The sequence below is a fragment of the Pseudomonas baltica genome (genome assembly GCF_031880315.1).
GTDB lineage: Bacteria > Pseudomonadota > Gammaproteobacteria > Pseudomonadales > Pseudomonadaceae > Aquipseudomonas.
Genome location: NZ_CP134771.1, coordinates 4,496,468 through 4,517,500, shown reverse-complemented (window position 1 = coordinate 4,517,500; position 21,033 = coordinate 4,496,468). Strand labels below are relative to the sequence as shown.

The window sequence follows — 21,033 nt, the reverse complement described above, 5'->3', positions numbered from 1 at the left end:
CGTGTCACTGCAGGTATACGCAACGCTAGCAGCAATGCCCCTATGGCAGCGTAGATCGCCCATTCCTTGAGGTCCGAACGCACAACCCAAAGAAAGTGCAACAGTCCCAGACCGAGGATCACATACACCAGACGATGCAGCTGCTTCCACTTCGCCCCAAGCCGCCGCTGACTGAAACGATTGGACGTCAGTGACAGGGTCAACAATCCCAGCAACGCGATCGCGCCGACGATAATGTAAGGGCGGTCGACGAGCTCGACACCTAGCTGCCCCCAATCCAGGCCCAGAACAAACACCAGATACATCGTCAGGTGCAGCAAGGCATAGGCCAGGCTCCACAATCCCAATTGCCTGCGTACCAGAAACCACCCCGGCCACGCCGTCATTCGCTGCAAAGGCGTCAAGGACAGCGTCACCAACAACAGCACCAACACGCCCAGGCCGAATCGGTTGAGCAACACCTTGCCCGGATCAGGCCCCAGCGCCAACAGCTGAGCCTGATATATCCAATAGGGCGGCCACACCGCAATGACGATAAATACGCTCACGCGCCACCACAGATATCGCATCAGTAATTCTTCCTCAGATCCATACCGGCGTATAACGACGCCACCTGCTCTTCATATCCATTGAACATCTGAGTCGTGCGCACATTAGGACTGAACAGACCGCTAGGCAGGCGACGCTCCCGCGCCTGAGTCCACCGCGGGTGGTCCACCGTGGGGTTGACGTTGGCATAGAAGCCATATTCGGTAGGGGCCAGGCCCTGCCAGGTGGTGGCCGGCTGCTCGGCCACCAGGCTGATACGCACGATCGACTTCACGCTCTTGAAGCCGTACTTCCACGGCACCACCAGACGTAAAGGCGCGCCATTCTGGTTGGCCAGTTCGCGTCCGTACATGCCCACCGCCAGAATCGCCAGCGGATTCATCGCCTCATCCAGGCGCAAGCCTTCTACATAGGGCCAGTCGATCAGCGCGAAACTGGAGCGCTGACCCGGCATGCTCTGCGGGTCTTTCAGCGTTTCGAAGCGTATGTATTTAGCCTTGCTGGTGGGCTCGACCTGCTTGAGCAGATCGGCGATAGGAAAACCGATCCAGGGAATGACCATCGACCAGGCCTCTACACAGCGCAGCCGGTAGATCCGCTCCTGTAGCTGATAAGGTTTGACGAAGTCCTCCAGCGCATAGCGCCCGGGCTTGCCCACCTCGCCGTCGATGACCACCGACCAGGGCTCGGTTTTCAAGGAGCCAGCATTGTTCGCCGGATCGCCCTTGTCGGTGCCGAACTCATAGAAGTTGTTGTAGTGGGTGGCATCTTTAAAAGGCGTGATGGCCTCCCCCGCCACCGTCACCGCCTGCCATTGCGTGCGCCCTATCTGTTCGGCCAGCCAGGCGGGCGCCTTGCTCGCATCTGCATCGGGATAAAGAGAAGGATCGGCGGCGCTCGCCCAACGCGGCAGGCCAGCCATCGCCAAGCCGGCGACGGAGCTGCCCAACAAGGTGCGGCGCGAGAGATAGAAGGATTCGGGAGTGACCTGCGACTCGTGACAGTCGCTGGCCTTGGCGAGCTTGATGAGCATAGAAACTCCGTAGTCTTTTGGGATCACCAACAGACTACGGATTATGAGCGGTATCGGACTACATCAGGCCTTTTTGTGACGGCTTTTACGTAACAGAAATTGAACCGGGCCAGAAGCCGCGTATGCCAGGAAGATCAACAACAGTACCCGCGGCGGATCGCTGAAGACTACGGCGAACACCAGCACCACGGCCAGGATGGCCACGAAGGGCACGCGCCCCTTGAGGTCCAGCTCCTTGAAGCTGTTGTACTTGATGTTGCTGACCATCAGCATCCCTGCCGCCGCCACCAGCAGCGCTACCAGGAACGACATCTTCGCGCCCGGAATATCGAAGTCGCTGAACGCCCATACCGTGCCGGCGACCACACCCGCCGCCGCCGGACTCGCCAGGCCGATGAAGAAACGCTTGTCGGCCTTGCCCACCTGCGTGTTGAAACGTGCCAGACGCAACGCAGCGCCGGCGACATAGATGAAGGCGACCATCCAGCCGACCTTGCCCATGTCCGCAAGCGCCCAGCCGAAGGCCAGAATCGCCGGCGCAAGGCCGAAAGCGACCATGTCGGCCAGCGAATCATACTCGGCGCCAAACGCACTCTGGGTGTTGGTCATGCGCGCGACGCGACCATCCAGGCCATCCAGCAGCATGGCAACGAAAATGGCGATCGCCGCAAAGGAGAAGTACTTGGCGGCCTCCACGGGATTGCCCGCGCTCACTGCACTCTGTGCACTGATGGAGTTGATGATCGAGTAGAACCCGGCGAACAGATTCGCGGTAGTGAACAGGTTGGGCAGCAGGTAGATGCCACGATGCCGGACTTTGCGTCCCTCGGCATCATGACCCTCCTCGACATGCTCGTCGATCGGTAGAAGACTTTCGGCGTCGGAGGCCTTGTTCGGCTCTTCGGGACGTTCGCTCATGGACAGAATACCTTGCAACGGTGTGAAAAGTTTCGACAGACGTCTGCCACGAGGGTTCGCTTGCAAACGATGCCGCTTTATACCAGAAGCTGAGCACCATAACGAAAAAACGCGGCCGAGGCCGCGTTTTCATCATGACAAAGGTGTATCAGTTCTTGGCTTTGTCGACGATCTTGTTGGCACCGATCCAAGGCATCATCGAGCGCAGCTGCTCGCCGATGATCTCGATACCGTGAGCGGCGTTGTTACGACGCTTGGCAGTCATCGACGGATAGTTGGCAGCGCCTTCAGCGATGAACATCTTGGCGTATTCGCCGTCCTGGATGCGCTTCAGAGCGTTACGCATGGCCTGACGGGATTCGGCGTTGATGACTTCAGGGCCGGTCACGTACTCGCCGTACTCGGCGTTGTTGGAGATCGAGTAGTTCATGTTGGCGATACCGCCTTCGTACATGAGGTCAACGATCAGCTTGAGTTCGTGCAGGCACTCGAAGTAGGCCATTTCTGGTGCGTAGCCCGCTTCGACCAGCGTTTCGAAACCGGCCTTGACCAGTTCGACGGTACCGCCGCACAGAACGGCTTGTTCGCCGAACAGGTCGGTTTCGGTCTCGTCCTTGAAGGTGGTTTCGATGATGCCGGTACGGCCGCCGCCCACGCCCGAAGCGTAGGACAGTGCGACGTTCTTGGCGTTGCCCGAAGCATCCTGGTAGATAGCGATCAGGTCAGGGATACCGCCGCCTTTGACGAACTCGGTACGCACGGTGTGACCTGGCGCCTTTGGCGCGATCATGATCACGTCCAGGTCAGCGCGAGGCACGACCTGGTTGTAGTGGATAGCGAAGCCATGGGAGAAGGCCAGGGTAGCGCCCTTCTTGATGTTCGGCTCGATTTCGTTCTTGTACAGCTGGGACTGGAACTCGTCCGGAGTCAGGATCATGACCAGGTCGGCTGCGGCAACGGCGGTCGCCACGTCGGTGACTTTCAGACCGTGGGCTTCTGCCTTGGCAACGGTGGCCGAACCTTTACGCAGACCGACGGTAACGTCGACACCGGAGTCTTTGAGGTTGCACGCTTGAGCGTGACCTTGCGAACCGTAACCGATGATGGCGACTTTCTTGCCCTGGATGATGGAAAGGTCGCAGTCTTTGTCGTAGAAAACTTTCATGGTGGTCCCCTGTTATCTGGCCCGCAGGCCATTCACTGAATTGGTTTAGATGCTGAGTACTTTGTCGCCACGGGCAATGCCGGTGACGCCACTGCGCACGGTCTCGAGGATCGCCGCTGTGCCGATAGCCTGAATGAAGCTGTCCAGCTTGTCGCTGGTACCTGTCAGCTGAACGGTGTAAACGCTAGCGCTGACGTCAACGATCTGCCCCCGATAGATATCGGTGGTGCGTTTGATCTCGGCGCGTTGGGCGCCAGTAGCCTTCACCTTGACCAGCATCAGCTCGCGCTCGATATGGGCGCTTTCCGACAGGTCGACCAGTTTGACCACCTCGATCAACTTGTTGAGGTTTTTCGTGATCTGTTCGATCACTTCATCATGCCCCACGGTAGTCAACGTCAGGCGCGACAAGGTCGGGTCTTCGGTCGGTGCCACCGTCAGGCTTTCGATGTTGTAGTTGCGTTGGGAAAACAGCCCGATCACACGCGACAGCGCGCCCGGTTCGTTCTCCAGCAAAAGCGAAATGATATGACGCATGATTAAGTCCGCTCCGTCTTGCTGAGCCACATGTCGCGCATGGAGCCGTCCTTGATCTGCATCGGATAGACGTGCTCGGCGACGTCTACCTGAATGTCGATGAACACCAGGCGATCCTTCATGGCGAAGGCTTCTTCCATCTTCGGCTTGAGGTCTTTCAAGTCGGTGATGCGCATGCCGACATGCCCGTACGCCTCGACCAGCTTGACGAAGTCAGGCAGCGATTCCATGTAGGAGTGGGAGTGACGAGCGCCGTAGCTCATGTCCTGCCACTGACGGACCATGCCCAGCACGCCGTTGTTGAGCAGGATGATCTTGACCGGCAGGTCGTACTGCAGGCAGGTCGACAGCTCCTGGATGTTCATCTGGATGCTGCCTTCGCCGGTCACACAGGCGACGTCGGCATCCGGGAAGTTCAGCTTGACGCCCATGGCCGCCGGGAAACCGAAGCCCATGGTGCCCAGGCCGCCGGAGTTGATCCAGCGGTTAGGCTTGTTGAACCGGTAGTACTGCGCCGCGAACATCTGGTGCTGGCCGACGTCGGAACTGACGTAAGCGTCGCCCTTGGTCACTTCGCACAGGGTCTCGATTACCTGCTGAGGCTTGATCTTGCTGCCGTCGCCCTTGTTGTAAGGGAACAGGGTGCCGTCCGGGCGCCACTCTTCGACCTGCTTCCACCAGGCGGCGACCGCTTCCTTGTTCGGCTTCTCGCCGATTTCCTTCAAGGTCGCGACCATTTCGCTGAGGACGCTGTCCACCGGGCCAACGATCGGCACGTCGGCCTTGATGGTCTTGGAGATGGACGCCGGGTCGATATCGATATGGATGATCTTGGCGTTCGGGCAGAACTTGGCGGCGCCATTGATGACGCGGTCATCGAAGCGCGCGCCCACGGCCAGGATCACATCGGCGTGGTGCATGGCCAGGTTGGCCGTGTAGCTGCCGTGCATGCCGAGCATACCGACGAACTGGCGATCCATGCCCGGATAGGCGCCCAGGCCCATCAGGGTATTGGTTACCGGGGCGTTGAGCCATTGGGCCAGTTCGGTCAGTGACTCGGAACCGTTGCCCAGGATTACGCCACCGCCGGCATAGATCACCGGGCGCTTGGCGGCAACGAGCATTTCCGCAGCCTTGCGGATCTGGCCCGAGTGGCCACGGACCGCAGGCGTGTAGGAGCGCAGCTTGGCCTTTTTCGGGAAGATGTATTCGTACTTGTCGACCGGATTGGTCATGTCTTTCGGAATATCGACGACCACCGGGCCCGGACGGCCGGACTGCGCCAGGTAGAAGGCTTTTTTCAGGACTTCAGGGATTTCCGACGCGTGTTTGATCATGAAGCTGTGTTTCACGATCGGCCGGGAAATACCGATCATGTCGGTTTCCTGGAAGGCATCGGTGCCCACGAGGGTGCTGGCCACCTGGCCAGACAGGATCACCATCGGAATGGAGTCCATGTAGGCTGTGGCAATGCCGGTAATTGCGTTGGTCGCGCCTGGGCCGGAAGTCACCAGCACCACGCCGGCCTTGCCGGTCGCACGGGCATAGCCGTCAGCCATATGGGTGGCTGCCTGTTCGTGACGAACCAGGATGTGGGCCACTTCCGGCTCTTTGAACAAGGCATCGTATACGTGCAGGAGAGCACCACCAGGGTACCCGTAGATGTGCTTGACCCCTTCGTCACGCAAAAAGCGGACGATCATCTCACCGCCAGATAAAAGCTCCACGTTGTCACCTCTAAACGCCAGAATACCGCTCAGGCAGAGCGGGTCTTGATAGGTTTACTGCCTAGCAGAGCATGAGCGACGGTGGTCGCCGACTACGTCAGCACTGACTGAGCAAGTATTGGGTGCCCCAGATGTTGCGGGGCTTTCCCACCCAGCGCGAGGTAACGCGTTGCGGGTGTTACGGGTCGGCGCGGGTGTGCGCCTCATGATCTGCCGGGCGGGCCTGCTTCTGGCAGTCCCGTCACAGCGGACTTGGGATTGTTCGGATTCATCCAGCCCAAGTCAAGTAATCTGTGAGATTTCTTGCTGGCAATCGTATGGACGGCCACAAGAATTCAGTAAAAAAGCCCGAAGCTGTGGTAATTTTCATCAATATCGTTTTTTTCGAGGAGTCACCATGCGCGCGATGATCATCAAGGTCAGCCTGTTGTTGTTGCTGAGCACATCGGCATTCGCGGGGCAGATCTACAAGTGGGTCGATGCCCAGGGCGTGACGCACTTCGATGCGCAGCCACCGGCGGGGCAGAACTCCACGCCGATCGAAACCAGGACACCGCCCGCGCCCGCCCCAGCCACCGCTCCCAAAGGCAGCGCGCCGACCGGCACCGACGACAAACAGAAAGCCGCCGACGCCAAGGTCAAGCAGGAAGTGACCGACGCTCAGCAACGCACCGATGAATTCTGTGACCAGGCTCGGACCAATCTGGCGCAGCTCACCAACAATCCACGGGTGCGCCAGGACGTGGACGGTGAACTGCGCCGCCTCACGGAGGAGGAACGACAGGCCAAGATCACCGAGACCAAGGCGAGCATCGCCGACACCTGCCAGTAACGCCCTCCCCCTGCTCAGCGCGCCTGGGTAATCAGCTCGTCAAACTCCGCCAACAATACATTCAAGCCCCGGCTTTGCTCTGCGCGGCTGGCATAGACCATTTCCGACATCGCCAGGATCCCCGAAGCATTGGGCAACGGCAGCTCCTGCTCGATGATCTGCTTCATGCGCGGCAGGAAAATCCATTGCAGCCATTGTTCGAACTCCATGCTGTCGACACAGAACGGCTCCTGACTGGCCAGCGCTTCGGCACTGGGAGGCTCCTGCGCCCACCAGCCTTGCAGACGTAGCTCACGCTCGATGAGCAGCAGGTGTTCGGCCAGGGCCGGCAAGCGAGCATCCATCACGCCCCCCCGCTGGCTTTCTGGCGAGCCAGTGCAGCGCCGGCGCTGTCACCCTGACGATCCTTGGCCTGAGCGATCACGCTCCACAGACCGCTCTGCAGATCGGGGCGACCATTGGAATAAGTCAGCGCGCGACGGGCGAATTCTTCGGCCTGCGCTGGCTCGCCTTGCGCCAGGCGCACCTGGGCCAGGCGATACAGCACTTGCGGCTCGCGCGGGGCAATCCGCTGGGCACGCTCAAGGCTCGACGAGGCGCCGTTGAGGTCGCCGCTGCCTTGCTGTTGCTGGGCAGTGGTCAGCAACGACAGCACCGGGCCGTCGAGCTGCTCGTCGGCAGACAGCCCGCCGGTGCTTTTCGGGATGCCGGTAGGCGCCGTGGGCATCGAGTAGCTGGTAGAGGGCGCGCTCGCATAGTTGGTGCTCGGCGCCGTGGCTGCCGCGCTCGGTGCCACGTAGGCGCCAGGCGTGATAGGCGCACTCGACGGCCCGGGGGTGATCGGCGCGTTATAGGCCCCAGGGGTGATCGGCGCGCTGGTCGGCGCGGCGAAGCTGCCAGAGCCGCTGGCCCCCGGCACCATCACCACCACTCCGGAATCCTGCGGCGCGGCCTGGGGCTGCGTTTGTGCGACCGGTGCCCGGTAGGTGGTCTGGCGATTGGCCGAGACGCGCTCGTTGTTCGACACGGCAGACCCGGAGTCCACCACCGGGATCGAGCCACGCTGCACGCTGGCGCAACCATTGAGCAAGGCCAGCGCCGTTACAGCAGGAAACCACCACTTGTTCACGTTAGCTCCTCGTCACTTAATTCAGCCAGCCCTTGACCCAATCCATCACCGAACCGGCGGGATTGTCAGGGCTGGCGCCACAGGCGGTGCCTGGAGCGGGTTCACTGCCGTGAATATACGGCATCTGTACGGCGCCAGGGCAGCCTTCGGCCGAGCCCTGGCCGGTCTGCGCGTTGATCCAGGCCTGTACCACGTTATCGGGTACCGGCGTGTCCAGCGGCAACGGATCGGCCTTGCTCATGAAACTGGTCCACACCTGCAACGGCCCGGTGGCACCGGTGAACGGCGTCTTGCCGTTGTCGTCGCGGCCCATCCAGACCACCGCGAGCAGATCCTGACTGAAACCGGCGAACCAGGCATCACGGGAATCGTTACTGGTACCGGTCTTGCCCGCCAGCGTGAGGTTCTTGGGCAGCACGTTGTACACCGAACGCCCGGTACCTTCGCGCATGACCCGCTGCATCGCCGTCTGGATCAGGTAGATGGAGCCCGCATCGAAACGCTGCTCGATCTTGAACGGGTAACGCTTGAGCGGTTGCCCTTCGGCAGTAAGCACACTGCGAATGCCGCGCATTGGCGTATTGAAACCGCCGTTGGCGATGGTCTGGTACATGGTCGCGACCTGCATCGGCGACATGCCGCCCGCGCCCAGCAGCATCGACGGATAGGCCGGCCAATCGACATCGACGCCCAGCTTGCTGATGGTCTTGAATACGTTCGGCACACCCAGATCGAGGCCCAGGCGGGCACTCGACAGGTTGAGGGAATGCGCCAGGCCCTGATACAGAAAAATCGTGCCGTTGGCGGTTTTTTCGTAGTTCTGCGGCTTCCAGATCTGCCCGTCGGCGCCCTTGACCTGGAACGGCTCGTCCTTGATCCAGGTGGTCAGGGTGTACTGGCTGGGTTTCTCAAGTGCGGTCAGGTAGATCGACGGCTTGACCAGCGAGCCGATCGGGCGCACGGCGTCCAGCGCGCGGTTGAAGCCGGCGAAACCGGGCACACGACTGCCCACCAGGGCCTGCACTTCACCGCTTTCCGGGTTGGTGACCACCATGCTGGTTTCCATAGCGTCCGAGCCTTTACGTGCACCCAGTCGCTTGAAGGTATCGGTCACCGAGGCTTCAGCCTTCATCTGCAGGATCGGGTCGAAACTGGTGAAAATGCGCAAGCCTTCTTCGGTCAAGTCTTCGTCGCGGTAGTCTTCACGCAGCTGGCGCTTGACCAGGTCGAGGAATGCCGGGAACGAGCTGTCCGCAAGGCTGCCGCGGTTGGTCACGCCCAGTGGCATGGCCTTGGCGGCAGCGACGGCTTCAGGGGTGGCGACGCCTTGCTGTTGCAACAGGTCGAGCACCAGGTTGCGCCGCTCCAGGGCGCGATCAGGATAGCGCCGCGGGTTGTAATAGGACGGTCCCTTGACCATGCCCACCAGCAACGCCACTTGATGCAACTTGAGCTCCGACAGCGGTTGGCTGAAGAAGAACTGGCTGGCCAGGCCGAAGCCATGCACCGCCCGCTGCCCATCCTGGCCGACGAATACCTCGTTGAGATAGGCCTCGAGGATCTCGCGCTTGCTGTAGTGAACCTCCAGCAACACGGACATCATCGCTTCTTCGAGCTTGCGGGTCAGGCTGCGTTCATTGGTCAGGAAGAAGTTCTTGACCAACTGCTGGGTCAGGGTACTGCCACCCTGGCGCATCGACCCGGATGAGGTGTTGATCCACATCGCCCGCACGATGCCCTTCGGCGAGATACCGAAGTGGTGATAGAAGTCGCGATCCTCGACCGTGGTCAGGGTATCGAGCAGATAAGGCGGCGCCTGATCGAGCTTGATGAGGATGCGGTCTTCGAGGTTTTTCGGGTACAGGCCACCAATCAGCAGGGGCTCGAGGCGCACCACCGGGAGTTTGTCGCCGCCATTGCCGCTGAGTTCGGCGACATAATCGCCACTGAAGCGCACACGTACCGGGCGCGCCTGCTCCAGGCCTTCATAGAACTGAAATCCGCGGGTGTTCAGCGCCACGGTCGTGCCATTGACCGCCGCCTCGCCCGGCCCAGTGACCGTCGGCTGGCGCCGATAGCCCAACGCATCGAGCTCAGTGAGGAAGTCTTTTTCGGTGAGCTTCTGCCCCACGAACAGCTCCAGCGGCCGAGCGTAGACCTTGGCCGGGATGGTCCAGCGCTTGCCGGAGAACTTCTCCTGGACGATCGCATCGAGGTAGACGGCAAAGCCTGCCAGCACCACGAGGCCGACGAGCCCGAGCTTGATAGCCCAGCCAAGCCAGGGACGCAGGCCACCAGAGGGTTTTTTGGAGCGGGAGCGAGGGGATCGGGTACGAGTCATGGCGGCGGATTATACGCACTTTGCAGGCGCATCAACAGGCGCCTGCCAGCGGTTTGCAGCATCGCCGCAAGCCGCCATAATGGACCTCAAGAATCACTTGCCCCGAGAAGGATCATCCGTGACCCAAGCGCTTATCACCGCCCTGCAAAATCCTGCCCTTTACCCTCATGCGGTCAAGGATATCCAGCTGATCGAGACCCATATTTCCTGGGTGCTGCTGACCGGCGAGTATGCCTACAAGATCAAGAAGCCGATGAATTTCGGCTTCCTGGACTTCACTGACCTGGCCAAGCGCAAGCATTTCTGCGGTGAAGAGTTGCGTCTCAACGAGCGCCTGACCGAAGGCCTGTACCTGGAAGTCCTGCCGATTACCGGCAGCGCCGAAGCGCCCCAACTCAATGGCGACGGCCCGGTGATCGAATACGCGCTGAAAATGCGCCAGTTCCCTCAGGATGGCTTGCTCAGCACCCTGCAAGCCAATGGCGAACTGCATCAAGAGCATATCGATGCGCTGGCCACGCAAATCGCGCATTTTCACCTGAATGCCCCGCACGTGCCGCAGGAACACCATCAAGGGACTCCTGAAGCCGTGATGGAACCGGTGCAGCAGAACTTCGACCAGATCCGCCCCTTTCTCACCGACAAGGCCGACCTGCAGCAACTCGATGCTCTGCAGGACTGGGCGCGCACCAGCTTCGATCGGCTCAAGCCGCTGCTGGCCGAGCGCAAGGCGCAAGGTTTCATTCGCGAATGCCACGGTGACATCCACCTGGGCAATGCCACCGTCATCGACGGTAAAGTGGTGATCTTCGACTGCATCGAATTCAACGAGCCGTTTCGCTTCACCGATGTCTGGGGCGATACCGGTTTTCTGGCCATGGACCTCGAGGATCGCGGCCTCAAAAGCCTGGCGCGGCGCTTCGTCAGCCAGTACCTGGAGCTGACCGGCGACTACGAAGGCCTGCACGTGCTGAATTTCTACAAGGCCTACCGCGCCATGGTCCGCGCCAAGATCGCCCTGTTCAGCATGCCCCAGGGCGCCGAAGGCCTGGCTCGCGCCAATGGCTTGCGCCAATACCGTCGCTATGCCGACCTTGCCGAAAGCTACAGCGCCATTCCGTCGCGCTTCCTGGCCATCACCAGTGGCGTCTCGGCCGTCGGCAAGAGCCACGTCGCCATGCGCACGGTCGAAGCCCTGGGCGCCGTGCGCCTGCGCTCGGATGTCGAACGCAAGCGCCTGTTCGGTGAACAACAGCCAGAAGCCGACAAGGTCCTGCAGAGCGGTATTTACAATGCCGAGGCCAGCGCGGCCACCTACGCGCGCCTGCATCAGTTGGCCGATAGCATCCTGGCCGCGGGTTTCCCGGTGACCATCGATGCCACCTATCTCAAGCACGCACAGCGTCAGGCGGCCGCCAACATCGCCGAAACCCGCGGTGTGCCCTACCTGATCCTCGACTGCAATGCGCCAGAGGCAGTCATCGCCAGCTGGCTGCAACAGCGTCAAAGCGAGAACAACGACCCCTCCGACGCCACCCTTGAAGTGATCCAGGCGCAGTTGGCCAATCGCGAACCGCTGAGCGCTGAGGAAACTCTGCTCAGTAAACGGGTCGAAACCAATGAGAGCGACAGTCTCGACAAGTTGGTGCGGCAGATTCGCGACCGTTTGCCCGGCCTCTGACCCTTCGTGAGCGCCGTGATACAGAATGTTTCACGGCGCCGCATGATGGCAGTATACTGGCGCCATAATACCAACACCGCCGTAGTGAAGGAGCGCAGTCATGTCCAAGCCCAAGCAGCTCGACTCACCCCTGTATGCCCTGGTGCACCACGAGAATATCCAGGGCTTCAACCAGGAAAAACTCAAGCACGATCACATCGACTTCACTGGCGGTGACTTCCGCGGCCTCGATCTGCGCGAGCTAGACGCCGAAGGCATCGATTTTACCGACGCTTACTTCCGCGCCGCCGACCTGCGCGGCCTCGACCTGCGCAACGCCGGCCTTGAAGGCGCCAGCCTGTCCCACGCGCAGATATCCGGGGCGTACTTTCCAGCAGAGTTGAGTGCCGACGAGATCCTCATGTCGGTCAATTTTGGTACTCGCCTGCGCTATCGCACCCGCTGAATAGGCAACTGACTTGCGTTGACGGCCATTTGAGGTGAGCCCTGCGGCTCATCGTCGTGTGCCGGAACCTGCGAATGTCGCAACTGGCGCTACACTCCCCTTCAGAATTGACCGAGTCAGCGAACCCTGACAAGGGTTCAGGCACTGCAAGGAGGCTGGATGAACGACGAGCTCCAACATTTACGCAATCTTGGCAAGACCTCGGCGCAATGGCTGCACGCCGTCGGCATTCACAATGCAACGGATCTGCGTCGCCGTGGTGCGGTGGACGCTTATCGCGCGGTCAAAGTGCGCGGTTTTCGCGCCTCCAAGGTGCTGCTCTACGCCATCGAAGGGGCGCTCATGGACCTGCACTGGAACGACATCCCCAGCGAACGCAAAGAGGCCTTGAATAAACAGCTGGAAGCTATATCGTCACGCCAGAAGAACTGAGATTCGCACGCATTCGTCGTTCGTTCTCTGGCACCCGCAGTCATAGAGATTCGTGAACATGTATCTACTTGGGGAGCAACCGGCCTATGCCGACGCATGGGTCAATCGTCTTCAGACCATTCCACCCGAGCTGTTGAAGGGTCTGGCACCTGCGGGCACGTCTTTGACGTTCGAGCAGGTCGCCGACCTGGGCCCGTTCCTCGACACCGCCAACCTCTACCTGATCGACGATGGCCTGCTGCACGTGCAATTCAACGAGCGCAAGCTGTTCTATCTGCAGGAAGGTGACCTCATCGGCTTGCGCCAGGATACCCAGACGCTGCAGTGCGGCTATGCCAGCGATGGCCCGCTGACCTTGACGCCGTACCGGCGCAGCGAAGTCTTCGCGCACCTGCAGGCCAGCAGCGATGGCCAGGCGCTGCTGATCGAGTACCTGACCGGCCAATCCACCCTGCTGTGCGACGCTATCACCCGCCTCAAACAACCCGAGTTTCGCAGCGCCAACGGCTTCAAGCATGTGGCCTCCGGCGACACGCTGCTCCAGCAGGGTGACGAGGCGGATCACGTATTCATCATCATCGACGGCAAAGCCGAGGCGTTCGTCGACGGCCAGAAGGTCGGCGATGTGCTCAAGGACGAGATTTTCGGCGCCATGGCAGTGTTCACCGGCGAGAAGCGCAGCGCCACGGTCATCGCCAGCGAGCCCTGCACCCTGATGATGATCCCCAAGGACCAGTTCCTCAACCTGGCCCAGAGCAATCCGCGCATTGCCCACAGCCTGATCGAGAGCATGGCCCGGCGTATCGACTCCCTGAACAAGCAACTGACGGCCTCGAATTCCAGCCCCCTCGAAAAGAAATGAAAAAGAACCGTTGACTTAGAAATGAGAATCGTTATGATTATCACAACTGGTCGCGAGATCAGCCGATAACTGGAAGGCCCTTGGTTCGGACTTTCAGATATCTCCTCATCAGGCTAATCACGGTTTTTGACCCCGCATTTTTGCGGGGTCTTTTTTTGCCTGTCATAATGCGCGCCACTTGGAATTGTCGCCGGACCGGACAGCCTCTTCGCCATCGGGAAGCACAACCATGCATCTGCTCTGCCACGGGAGCGACCTCCCCGAAGCCCAAAGCCGCGGCTTCGAAGTCAACGGCGTCGCCCTGCTGGCCGCCCGCCGCGACGGGCAGGTGTACGCTTACCGCAATCAATGCCCGCATCGCGGCATTCGCCTGGAATGGCAACCGGACCAGTTCCTCGACAGCAGCGCCAGCCTGATCCAGTGCGCACGCCACGGCGCACTGTTCTTGATTGAAAGCGGCGAGTGCGTGGCGGGGCCCTGCGCTGGAGAATCACTGCAAGCCCTGCCCTGCCGTGAGGACGCACAGGGTATCTGGCTGCTGCATTCGCCTCAGCCGCCGAGCAGCACCGGCAGGCGCCGATCGATGTAGATCTGGCCGGTGTCGATGTGCACGCCATAGGCCAGCACTTCCACCCCCTCGAACACCGCGGCGCGCAGGGCTTCGGCGTAGCGCGGATCGATCTCCTCGGCCGGCCTGACCGCCTCGACCCCGCTCAGATTGACGCAATACAGCTGCACTGCGCGAATCCCTTGGCGGCGCAGGCTGGCCAACTCACGCAGATGCTTGGCACCACGCTGGGTGACCGCATCCGGAAACGCCGCAGTCGCAGTGCCATCGAACCCCAGGGTCACGCTCTTGACCTCGACATAGGCCGGGCCTTGAGCGAATTGCAGACGAAAATCGATGCGGCTGCGCTCCTCGCCATAGGGCACCTCGCGACGCATCTCGGTGAAGCCCGCCAGCTCCTCGATTCGCCCGCCACGCAACGCCTCCTCCACCAGGGTATTGGCGCGCCCGGTATTGACGCAAGCCAGGCGGCCTTGAGGCGTTTCGGCAATTTCCCAAGTGCCTGGCAGCTTGCGCTTGGGGTCGTCGGAGCGACTGAACCAGACCCCGCCGCCTTCCAGCATGCAGTTGAGCATCGAACCGGTATTGGGGCAGTGAATGGTGATCACCTCGCCACTGGCCAGCTCGATGTCGGCGAGGAAACGCTTGTAACGGCGGATCAGCCGCCCTTGTTGCAACGCAGGAGAGAATTCCATCAGCCTTGCCAGCTCCGCAGTCCATGGGCGATTCGCTCTACCGCCTGCTGCAGGCGCGGCAGACTCTGGGTATAGGCGAAGCGCACGTGATGGCCGGCCAGATGACGCCCGAAGTCCAGCCCCGGGGTAATGGCCACATGCTCGGTCTCGAGGAAGTGTCGGCAGAAGCTGAACGCATCACCGCCAAAGGCGCTGATATCGGCATACAGATAGAACGCCCCTTCAGGCTCTACCGCAATCGAGAAGCCCAGCTCGCGCAGCGCCGGCAGCAGATAGTCGCGCCGTTTGGCGAACTCGGCACGCCGCGCTTCGAAGATCGCCAGGGTATCCGGCTCGAAGCAGGCCAGCGCGGCATGCTGGGCCATGCTCGGGGCGCTGATGTAGAGGTTCTGCGCCAGCCGCTCGAGATGCGGCACAGCGGCCTCGGGCGCCACCAGCCAGCCCAGGCGCCAGCCGGTCATGCCGAAGTATTTGGAAAAACTGTTGAGCACGAAGGCGTCGTTATCGACCTCCAGCACGCTGCTGGCATCACAGCCATACGTAAGACCGTGATAAATCTCGTCGACCACCAGATGTCCGCGGCGCGCCTTGATCGCCGCGCTCAGGCCCGCGAGCTCGTCGCGACTCAGCAGAGTGCCGGTGGGGTTGGCAGGTGATGCCACCAGTGCGCCCACTGTGTCGGCATTCCAATGCGCGGCAACCTGCTCGGCTGTCAGTTGGTAGCGTTCGGCAGGCCCGACCGGCACCAATTGCGCACTGGCTTCGACCAGGCGCAGGAAGTGCCGGTTGCACGGGTAGCCCGGATCGGCCAGCAGCCAGTGCTTGCCGGGGTCGACCAGCAAACTGCTGGCCAGCAGCAAGGCCCCGGAGCCACCGGGCGTCACCAGAATGCGCCCAGGATCGATCTGCACGCCGTAGCGCTGCGCATAGAAACCCGCGATGGCCTCGCGCAGCGCTGGCAATCCGCGCGCGGCGGTATAGCGGGTAGCGCCTGCGGCCAGTGCGGCCTGCCCGGCTTTGACGATCGGCTCGGCGGTGGTGAAGTCCGGCTCGCCGATTTCGAGGTGGATCACATCGTGGCCGGCAGCCTGCAATTCATTGGCCCGCGCCAGCAGCGCCATGACATGGAAAGGTTCGATCGCGCGGCTGCGCGCACTGTAGGCTTGGGACATGTGGCGTTCCCCGAATAGGTGTAAACAGGGGATTCTACCTAAGCGCTCGAACAAAGGCTTTGTCAGGCTCGACAACCGGGAGTAGCGCGCCCCGATTTGATCTGGTAAGTTCGCCGGCTTGCAGTCGCAGGGCCGGCAGGTGTCGGAGATGGATCATTATCCTGCGCAACGGTTGAAGAGCGAGAGGCGGTTTATTCATGTCCACCAATGAAAAGCAGCAGAACAGCACTATCAGTGGCTTTGAACCCTACGTAGAGACGAAGGGCGAGGAGTACATGAGCGATAAGATGCGCCTTCACTTCACCAAGATCCTCCAGAAATGGAAACAGGACTTGATGCAGGAAGTCGACCGTACTGTAGACCACATGAAAGACGAAGCAGCCAACTTCCCCGACCCGGCCGATCGCGCCAGTCAGGAAGAAGAGTTCAGCCTCGAACTGCGCGCGCGCGACCGCGAACGCAAGTTGATCAAGAAGATCGACAAGACCCTGCAGTTGATCGAAGACGAAGAATACGGCTGGTGCGAGTCGTGCGGCATCGAGATCGGCGTACGCCGTCTGGAAGCCCGCCCGACTGCCGACATGTGCGTCGACTGCAAGACCTTGGCTGAAATCAAGGAAAAACAGGTCGGCAAATGACCTGTGCGAGGTGGAGCGTGCTCACGCTCCACCACCGCCCTGCCGCCGGGGTCCACCCGGCAGCAATCGGCTTGCTGTAATATTCCCGCCATGACCAAGCCCTCCTATACCGGCCGTTTCGCGCCGACGCCCAGTGGTTACCTGCACTTCGGTTCGCTGGTCGCCGCCCTCGCTTCGTATCTGGACGCCCGCGCCGTGAATGGTCGCTGGCTGCTGCGCATGGAAGACCTCGATCCACCGCGCGAAGTACCCGGCGCCCAGGCCGCGATCCTGCAAACGCTCGAACAGTACGGCCTGGAATGGGACGGCGAGGTGGTGTACCAAAGCCAGCGTCACGAAGCCTACCGCGAGGTTGTGCAGCGCTGGTTCAGCCAAGGGCTGGCATACGCGTGCACTTGCTCGCGCAAACAGCTGCAAGGTTACGGTGGTATCTATCCGGGCCTGTGTGGCAATGCCGGCCATGGGCCGGAAGATGCCGCCATTCGCCTGCGCGTTCCGCAATTGAATTACCGCTTCGAAGACCGCGTGCAGGGCGATTTCCAGCAGCACCTGGGGCGTGAATCCGGCGATTTCGTGATTCAGCGCCGCGATGGCTTGTATGCCTATCAACTGGCGGTAGTGCTGGACGATGCCTGGCAGGGCATCACCGATATCGTGCGCGGCGCCGACCTGCTCGACTCGACGCCGCGACACCTGTATCTGCAGGAGTTGCTGGGCGTGCCGCAACCGCGCTACCTGCACGTGCCGCTGATCATTCAGCCGGACGGCCACAAGCTGGGCAAAAGCTACCGCTCACCGCCGCTGCAAGGCGATGATGCCGGGCCGTTGCTGCTGCGGGCCTTGCGTGCACTGGGCCAGCAACCGCCGCAGGAACTGGTTGGCGCAGCCCCGAGGGAGATACTCGCATGGGCCACGGCACACTGGGATGCCACAACAATTCCCAGGACCGCCACCCTCCCCGAAACCGAACTCCGGTAGCGAGGGAGCCTGCCCACGAAAATCCACGCCTCTGTAGAGCACTCAATGGCGGAACCTGTTTCCGGGCCAAGACCCCTCGCTACATATAGGTGCCAGGTTGGGCACGAGGCCTGGGTTTCGCGTACCATCCCGCTTCTTTTTGCCGCACCCATTACACTGATACTGGCACTTCACCCTCCCCGCTGATCCATCCCACGAGGCCAGCATGTATATCTACCGTTTGGTCCTGCTGCTGGTAGTCGGCATCTACCTGTTTTCGCCCGCCATCATGGATTGGTGGATCGAGCCCTCGGGCGCCTGGTACAGGCCTTACCTGTTGTGGCTGATTCTGATCGTGGTGACCTTTATCCTGCAGAGCCAACGAGATGCCGATGAGCTTTAGCCTGACCCAGATGATCCTGATCAGCGCCGCCTACCTGCTGGTGCTGTTCTGCGTGGCCTGGATCAGCGAGCGCGGCATGATCCCGCGCTCGATCACCCGTCACCCGCTCACCTACACGCTGTCGCTGGGCGTCTATGCCAGTGCCTGGGCGTTCTATGGCACTGTCGGCCTGGCGTATCAGTACGGTTACGGCTTTCTGGCCTGTTACATGGGGGTGTCGGGGGCGTTCCTGCTGGCCCCGGTGTTGCTGTACCCGATCCTCAAGATCACCCGCACCTATCAGCTGTCATCGCTGGCCGACCTGTTCGCCTTCCGCTTTCGCAGCACCTGGGCCGGCGCCATGACCACCTTGTTCATGCTGATCGGCGTACTGCCGCTGCTCGCCCTGCAGATACAGGCGGTAGCGGACACCATCGGCATCCTCACCCACGAGCCGATCAAGGCCCGCGTGGCGTTGAGTTTCTGCGCGCTGATCACCCTGTTCACGATTTTCTTCGGCTCTCGGCACATTGCCACCCGTGAAAAACACGAAGGCCTGGTATTCGCCATCGCCTTCGAATCGGTGATCAAGCTGATCGCCTTGGGCGGCATCGGTATCTACGCGCTGTATGGCGTGTTCGACGGCCCACACGACCTCGAGCAGTGGCTGATGCAAAATCAGAGTGCCCTGGCCTCCTTGCACGCGCCGTTGCAGGAAGGCCCTTGGCGAACCTTGCTGCTGGTGTTCTTCGCCTCGGCCATCGTCATGCCGCACATGTACCACATGGCCTTTACCGAAAACCTCAATCCGCGCGCCCTGGTCAGTGCCAGCTGGGGCCTGCCCCTGCTGTTACTGCTGATGAGCCTCGCCGTGCCGTTGATCCTCTGGGCCGGCCTGCGCCTGGGCGCCACGACCAGCCCGGAATATTTCACCCTGGGGATAGGTATCGCCGCCAACAGCACAGCCCTGACACTGCTGGCCTATGTCGGCGGGCTGTCGGCATCCAGCGGGTTGATCATCGTCACCACCTTGGCGCTGTCGGGTATGGCGCTCAACCACTTGGTACTGCCGCTGTATCAGCCCCCGGCGGAGGGCAATATCTACCGTTGGCTGAAGTGGACCCGCCGCGCGCTGATCGTCGCCATCATCATGGCCGGTTACTGCTTTTACCTGCTGCTGGGCGCGCGGCAGGATCTGGCGCATCTGGGCATCGTCGCCTTTGTCGCCACCTTGCAATTCCTGCCTGGCGTGCTGTCGGTACTGTACTGGCCGACCGCCAACCGCCGCGGCTTCATCGCCGGTCTGCTGGCGGGCATGCTGGTGTGGGCGGCGACCATGCTGCTACCACTGATCGGCGACCTGCAGGGGTTCTACATCCCGCTGTTGAACATGATCTACGTGCTCGACGACACCAGCTGGCACATGGCGGCCATCGCCTCCCTGGCCGCCAACGTGTTGCTGTTCACCCTGGTATCGCTGTTCACCAGCATCAGCACCGAAGAGGCCAGCGCCGCCGAGGCCTGTGCGGTGGACAACGTGCGCCGCCCGCAACGTCGCGAACTGCACGCCGCCTCCCCCCAGGAATTCGCCACGCAACTGGCCAAGCCGCTAGGTGCCAAGGCGGCGCAGAAAGAGGTCGAGCAAGCCCTGCGCGATCTCTACCTGCCGTTCGACGAGCGCCGTCCCTATGCCCTGCGCCGCCTGCGCGACCGTATCGAGGCCAATCTGTCCGGGCTCATGGGCCCCAGCGTCGCCCAGGACATGGTCGAGACCTTCCTGCCGTATAAATCCGGCAGCGAAAACTACGTGACCGAAGACATCCACTTCATCGAAAGCCGCCTTGAGGATTACCACTCGCGGCTTACCGGCCTTGCCGCCGAACTCGACGCCCTGCGCCGCTATCACCGGCAAACCCTGCAAGAACTGCCGATGGGCGTCTGTTCGCTGGCCAAGGATCAAGAGATCCTGATGTGGAACAAGGCCATGGAAGAGCTCACCGGGATACCGGCGCAGCGTGTAGTGGGCTCGCGCCTGGCGACCATCAGCGAGCCTTGGCGCGCGCTGCTGATGGGTTTCATCCATATTCCCGACGAGCATTTGCACAAGCAGCGTCTGGGCCTCGATGGCCAGACCCGCTGGCTCAACCTGCACAAAGCGGCCATCGACGAGCCCCTGGCCCCCGGCAACAGCGGCCTGGTACTGCTGGTCGAGGACCTGACCGACACGCAGATGCTCGAAGACAAGCTGGTGCACTCCGAGCGTCTGGCCAGCATCGGTCGCCTGGCCGCCGGCGTCGCCCACGAGATCGGCAACCCAATCACGGGTATCGCCTGCCTTGCACAGAACCTGCGCGAAGAGCGCGAAGAAGACGGCGAGATCACCGAGCTGAGCAGCCAGATCATCGAGCAGACCAAGCGCGTGTCACGCATCGTGCAGTCGCTGATGAGCTTTGCCCATGCCGGCAGCCACCAACGCAGCGACGAGCCCGTGAGCCTCGCCGACGTGGCCCAGGACGCCATCGGCCTGCTGGCGTTGAACCGGCGAAACTTCGAGGTACAGTTCTACAACCTGTGCGACCCGGATCATTGGGTCGACGGCGATCCGCAGCGCCTGGCCCAGGTGCTCATCAACCTGCTGTCCAACGCCCGCGACGCATCGCCCCCAGGCAGCGCGGTGCGGGTCAAGAGCGAGGTCAGCGAGCACACGGTGGATCTGATCGTCGAAGACGAAGGCACCGGCATTCCCAAGAACATCATGGATCGGCTGTTCGAACCTTTCTTCACCACCAAAGATCCGGGTGAAGGAACAGGACTGGGGCTCGCTCTGGTCTATTCCATCGTTGAAGAGCATTATGGACAGATCACCATAGACAGCCCGGCAGATGAAAAAAACCAGCGCGGCACCCGAATCCGCGTCACCCTGCCCCGTCATGTCGTTGCGACGTCCGCTGTGAACTGAGACCGTCGAGA

Annotated in this window: 21 protein-coding genes (1 of these 21 running past the window's edge); 10 read left to right on the top strand and 11 right to left on the bottom strand. The window is 61.4% G+C overall.

The window, feature by feature from the left end; all coding sequences use genetic code 11:
- The 6 genes from msrQ to REH34_RS20210 form a co-directional block, all read right to left on the bottom strand.
- A protein-coding gene (msrQ, locus tag REH34_RS20235) for a protein-methionine-sulfoxide reductase heme-binding subunit MsrQ (RefSeq protein ID WP_226507050.1) crosses the window boundary here: on the bottom strand, positions 1-569 show its 5' portion. The gene continues 52 nt to the left of window position 1, outside the view; only the first 569 of its 621 coding nucleotides appear in the window; the start codon lies at positions 567-569; its stop codon lies beyond the left edge, outside the window.
- Positions 569-1,582 carry a protein-methionine-sulfoxide reductase catalytic subunit MsrP gene (gene msrP / locus REH34_RS20230; RefSeq protein WP_226507051.1) on the bottom strand — a complete coding sequence of 338 codons (1,014 nt, stop codon included), beginning with the start codon at positions 1,580-1,582 and terminating at the stop codon, positions 569-571. The genes msrQ and msrP overlap by 1 nt, the downstream gene beginning before the upstream one ends.
- A 63-nt stretch (positions 1,583-1,645) precedes the next feature.
- Positions 1,646-2,500 carry a CDP-diacylglycerol--serine O-phosphatidyltransferase gene (pssA, locus tag REH34_RS20225; RefSeq protein ID WP_226507052.1) on the bottom strand — a complete coding sequence of 285 codons (855 nt, stop codon included), beginning with the start codon at positions 2,498-2,500 and terminating at the stop codon, positions 1,646-1,648.
- Positions 2,501-2,648: 148 nt separating this feature from the next.
- A complete protein-coding gene (gene ilvC / locus REH34_RS20220; protein WP_226507053.1) occupies positions 2,649-3,665 on the bottom strand; it encodes a ketol-acid reductoisomerase in 1,017 nt (338 codons plus the stop codon).
- Positions 3,666-3,710: 45 nt separating this feature from the next.
- The gene (gene ilvN, locus REH34_RS20215; protein WP_226507054.1) at positions 3,711-4,202 is read right to left on the bottom strand and encodes an acetolactate synthase small subunit; all 492 of its coding nucleotides are present in this window, start codon (positions 4,200-4,202) and stop codon (positions 3,711-3,713) included.
- A 2-nt stretch (positions 4,203-4,204) separates the two neighbouring features.
- On the bottom strand, positions 4,205-5,929 hold the full coding sequence (locus REH34_RS20210; protein WP_311968963.1) for an acetolactate synthase 3 large subunit: 1,725 nt from the start codon (positions 5,927-5,929) through the stop codon (positions 4,205-4,207).
- A gap of 397 nt (positions 5,930-6,326) precedes the next feature.
- Between REH34_RS20210 and REH34_RS20205 the strand changes: the two genes are divergently transcribed.
- Positions 6,327-6,761, top strand: a complete 435-nt coding sequence (locus tag REH34_RS20205) for a DUF4124 domain-containing protein (RefSeq protein ID WP_226507056.1) — start codon at positions 6,327-6,329, stop codon at positions 6,759-6,761.
- 14 nt (positions 6,762-6,775) lie between these two features.
- Here the strand turns inward: REH34_RS20205 and REH34_RS20200 are convergent, their stop codons facing one another.
- The 3 genes from REH34_RS20200 to mrcB are packed head-to-tail and all read right to left on the bottom strand — an operon-like array spanning position 6,776 to position 10,231.
- Positions 6,776-7,105 (bottom strand): YqcC family protein, encoded by a 330-nt coding sequence (locus tag REH34_RS20200; RefSeq protein WP_226507057.1) that lies wholly within the window; start codon positions 7,103-7,105, stop codon positions 6,776-6,778.
- Positions 7,105-7,890 carry a tetratricopeptide repeat protein gene (locus REH34_RS20195; protein WP_311968962.1) on the bottom strand — a complete coding sequence of 262 codons (786 nt, stop codon included), beginning with the start codon at positions 7,888-7,890 and terminating at the stop codon, positions 7,105-7,107. Before REH34_RS20195 ends, REH34_RS20200 begins: the two co-directional genes overlap by 1 nt.
- A 16-nt stretch (positions 7,891-7,906) precedes the next feature.
- Entirely contained in the window at positions 7,907-10,231 is a 2,325-nt protein-coding gene (gene mrcB / locus REH34_RS20190) for a penicillin-binding protein 1B (RefSeq protein WP_311968961.1), read from the bottom strand.
- A 118-nt stretch (positions 10,232-10,349) separates the two neighbouring features.
- Between mrcB and REH34_RS20185 the strand changes: the two genes are divergently transcribed.
- The 5 genes from REH34_RS20185 (at position 10,350) to REH34_RS20165 (ending at position 14,240) form a co-directional block, all read left to right on the top strand.
- Positions 10,350-11,912, top strand: a complete 1,563-nt coding sequence (locus REH34_RS20185) for a bifunctional aminoglycoside phosphotransferase/ATP-binding protein (RefSeq protein WP_226507060.1) — start codon at positions 10,350-10,352, stop codon at positions 11,910-11,912.
- Between the two features lie 100 nt (positions 11,913-12,012).
- The gene (locus REH34_RS20180; protein ID WP_226507061.1) at positions 12,013-12,357 is read left to right on the top strand and encodes a pentapeptide repeat-containing protein; all 345 of its coding nucleotides are present in this window, start codon (positions 12,013-12,015) and stop codon (positions 12,355-12,357) included.
- A gap of 159 nt (positions 12,358-12,516) precedes the next feature.
- Positions 12,517-12,789 (top strand): TfoX/Sxy family protein, encoded by a 273-nt coding sequence (locus REH34_RS20175; protein ID WP_226507062.1) that lies wholly within the window; start codon positions 12,517-12,519, stop codon positions 12,787-12,789.
- Between the two features lie 58 nt (positions 12,790-12,847).
- The gene (locus tag REH34_RS20170) at positions 12,848-13,651 is read left to right on the top strand and encodes a cyclic nucleotide-binding domain-containing protein (RefSeq protein ID WP_311972124.1); all 804 of its coding nucleotides are present in this window, start codon (positions 12,848-12,850) and stop codon (positions 13,649-13,651) included.
- Positions 13,652-13,880: 229 nt separating this feature from the next.
- Positions 13,881-14,240: a Rieske (2Fe-2S) protein gene (locus REH34_RS20165; protein ID WP_226507064.1), complete on the top strand. Its 360-nt coding sequence runs from the start codon at positions 13,881-13,883 to the stop codon at positions 14,238-14,240.
- Here the strand turns inward: REH34_RS20165 and sfsA are convergent.
- Positions 14,201-14,914: a DNA/RNA nuclease SfsA gene (sfsA, locus tag REH34_RS20160; RefSeq protein ID WP_311968960.1), complete on the bottom strand. Its 714-nt coding sequence runs from the start codon at positions 14,912-14,914 to the stop codon at positions 14,201-14,203. The two genes, REH34_RS20165 and sfsA, sit on opposite strands and share 40 nt — an antisense overlap.
- A complete protein-coding gene (locus REH34_RS20155; RefSeq protein WP_226507066.1) occupies positions 14,914-16,086 on the bottom strand; it encodes a pyridoxal phosphate-dependent aminotransferase in 1,173 nt (390 codons plus the stop codon). The genes sfsA and REH34_RS20155 overlap by 1 nt, the downstream gene beginning before the upstream one ends.
- Positions 16,087-16,283: 197 nt before the next feature.
- On the opposite strand from REH34_RS20155, the gene dksA reads away from it, so the two are divergent.
- The 4 genes from dksA (at position 16,284) to REH34_RS20135 (ending at position 21,022) form a co-directional block, all read left to right on the top strand.
- A complete protein-coding gene (gene dksA, locus REH34_RS20150; RefSeq protein ID WP_226507067.1) occupies positions 16,284-16,724 on the top strand; it encodes an RNA polymerase-binding protein DksA in 441 nt (146 codons plus the stop codon).
- 90 nt (positions 16,725-16,814) lie between these two features.
- Positions 16,815-17,702, top strand: coding sequence for a tRNA glutamyl-Q(34) synthetase GluQRS (gene gluQRS / locus REH34_RS20145; RefSeq protein WP_226507068.1), 888 nt, complete (start codon positions 16,815-16,817; stop codon positions 17,700-17,702).
- Between the two features lie 205 nt (positions 17,703-17,907).
- Positions 17,908-18,084 carry a hypothetical protein gene (locus REH34_RS20140; protein ID WP_226507069.1) on the top strand — a complete coding sequence of 59 codons (177 nt, stop codon included), beginning with the start codon at positions 17,908-17,910 and terminating at the stop codon, positions 18,082-18,084.
- Positions 18,068-21,022 carry a sensor histidine kinase gene (locus REH34_RS20135; protein ID WP_226507070.1) on the top strand — a complete coding sequence of 985 codons (2,955 nt, stop codon included), beginning with the start codon at positions 18,068-18,070 and terminating at the stop codon, positions 21,020-21,022. The genes REH34_RS20140 and REH34_RS20135 overlap by 17 nt, the downstream gene beginning before the upstream one ends.
- Positions 21,023-21,033: the final 11 nt, after the last annotated feature.

What these genes read in the sequence shown, in the direction of transcription:
- msrP (WP_226507051.1), bottom strand. Translation starts at nt 1,582, where the DNA reads ATGCTCATCAAGCTCGCCAAGGCCAGCGACTGTCACGAGTCGCAGGTC.
- pssA (WP_226507052.1), bottom strand. Translation starts at nt 2,500, where the DNA reads ATGAGCGAACGTCCCGAAGAGCCGAACAAGGCCTCCGACGCCGAAAGT.
- ilvC (WP_226507053.1), bottom strand. Translation starts at nt 3,665, where the DNA reads ATGAAAGTTTTCTACGACAAAGACTGCGACCTTTCCATCATCCAGGGC.
- ilvN (WP_226507054.1), bottom strand. Translation starts at nt 4,202, where the DNA reads ATGCGTCATATCATTTCGCTTTTGCTGGAGAACGAACCGGGCGCGCTG.
- REH34_RS20205 (WP_226507056.1), top strand. Translation starts at nt 6,327, where the DNA reads ATGCGCGCGATGATCATCAAGGTCAGCCTGTTGTTGTTGCTGAGCACA.
- REH34_RS20200 (WP_226507057.1), bottom strand. Translation starts at nt 7,105, where the DNA reads ATGGATGCTCGCTTGCCGGCCCTGGCCGAACACCTGCTGCTCATCGAG.
- mrcB (WP_311968961.1), bottom strand. Translation starts at nt 10,231, where the DNA reads ATGACTCGTACCCGATCCCCTCGCTCCCGCTCCAAAAAACCCTCTGGT.
- REH34_RS20180 (WP_226507061.1), top strand. Translation starts at nt 12,013, where the DNA reads ATGTCCAAGCCCAAGCAGCTCGACTCACCCCTGTATGCCCTGGTGCAC.
- REH34_RS20175 (WP_226507062.1), top strand. Translation starts at nt 12,517, where the DNA reads ATGAACGACGAGCTCCAACATTTACGCAATCTTGGCAAGACCTCGGCG.
- REH34_RS20170 (WP_311972124.1), top strand. Translation starts at nt 12,848, where the DNA reads ATGTATCTACTTGGGGAGCAACCGGCCTATGCCGACGCATGGGTCAAT.
- REH34_RS20165 (WP_226507064.1), top strand. Translation starts at nt 13,881, where the DNA reads ATGCATCTGCTCTGCCACGGGAGCGACCTCCCCGAAGCCCAAAGCCGC.
- sfsA (WP_311968960.1), bottom strand. Translation starts at nt 14,914, where the DNA reads ATGGAATTCTCTCCTGCGTTGCAACAAGGGCGGCTGATCCGCCGTTAC.
- REH34_RS20155 (WP_226507066.1), bottom strand. Translation starts at nt 16,086, where the DNA reads ATGTCCCAAGCCTACAGTGCGCGCAGCCGCGCGATCGAACCTTTCCAT.
- dksA (WP_226507067.1), top strand. Translation starts at nt 16,284, where the DNA reads ATGTCCACCAATGAAAAGCAGCAGAACAGCACTATCAGTGGCTTTGAA.
- gluQRS (WP_226507068.1), top strand. Translation starts at nt 16,815, where the DNA reads ATGACCAAGCCCTCCTATACCGGCCGTTTCGCGCCGACGCCCAGTGGT.
- REH34_RS20140 (WP_226507069.1), top strand. Translation starts at nt 17,908, where the DNA reads ATGTATATCTACCGTTTGGTCCTGCTGCTGGTAGTCGGCATCTACCTG.
- REH34_RS20135 (WP_226507070.1), top strand. Translation starts at nt 18,068, where the DNA reads ATGCCGATGAGCTTTAGCCTGACCCAGATGATCCTGATCAGCGCCGCC.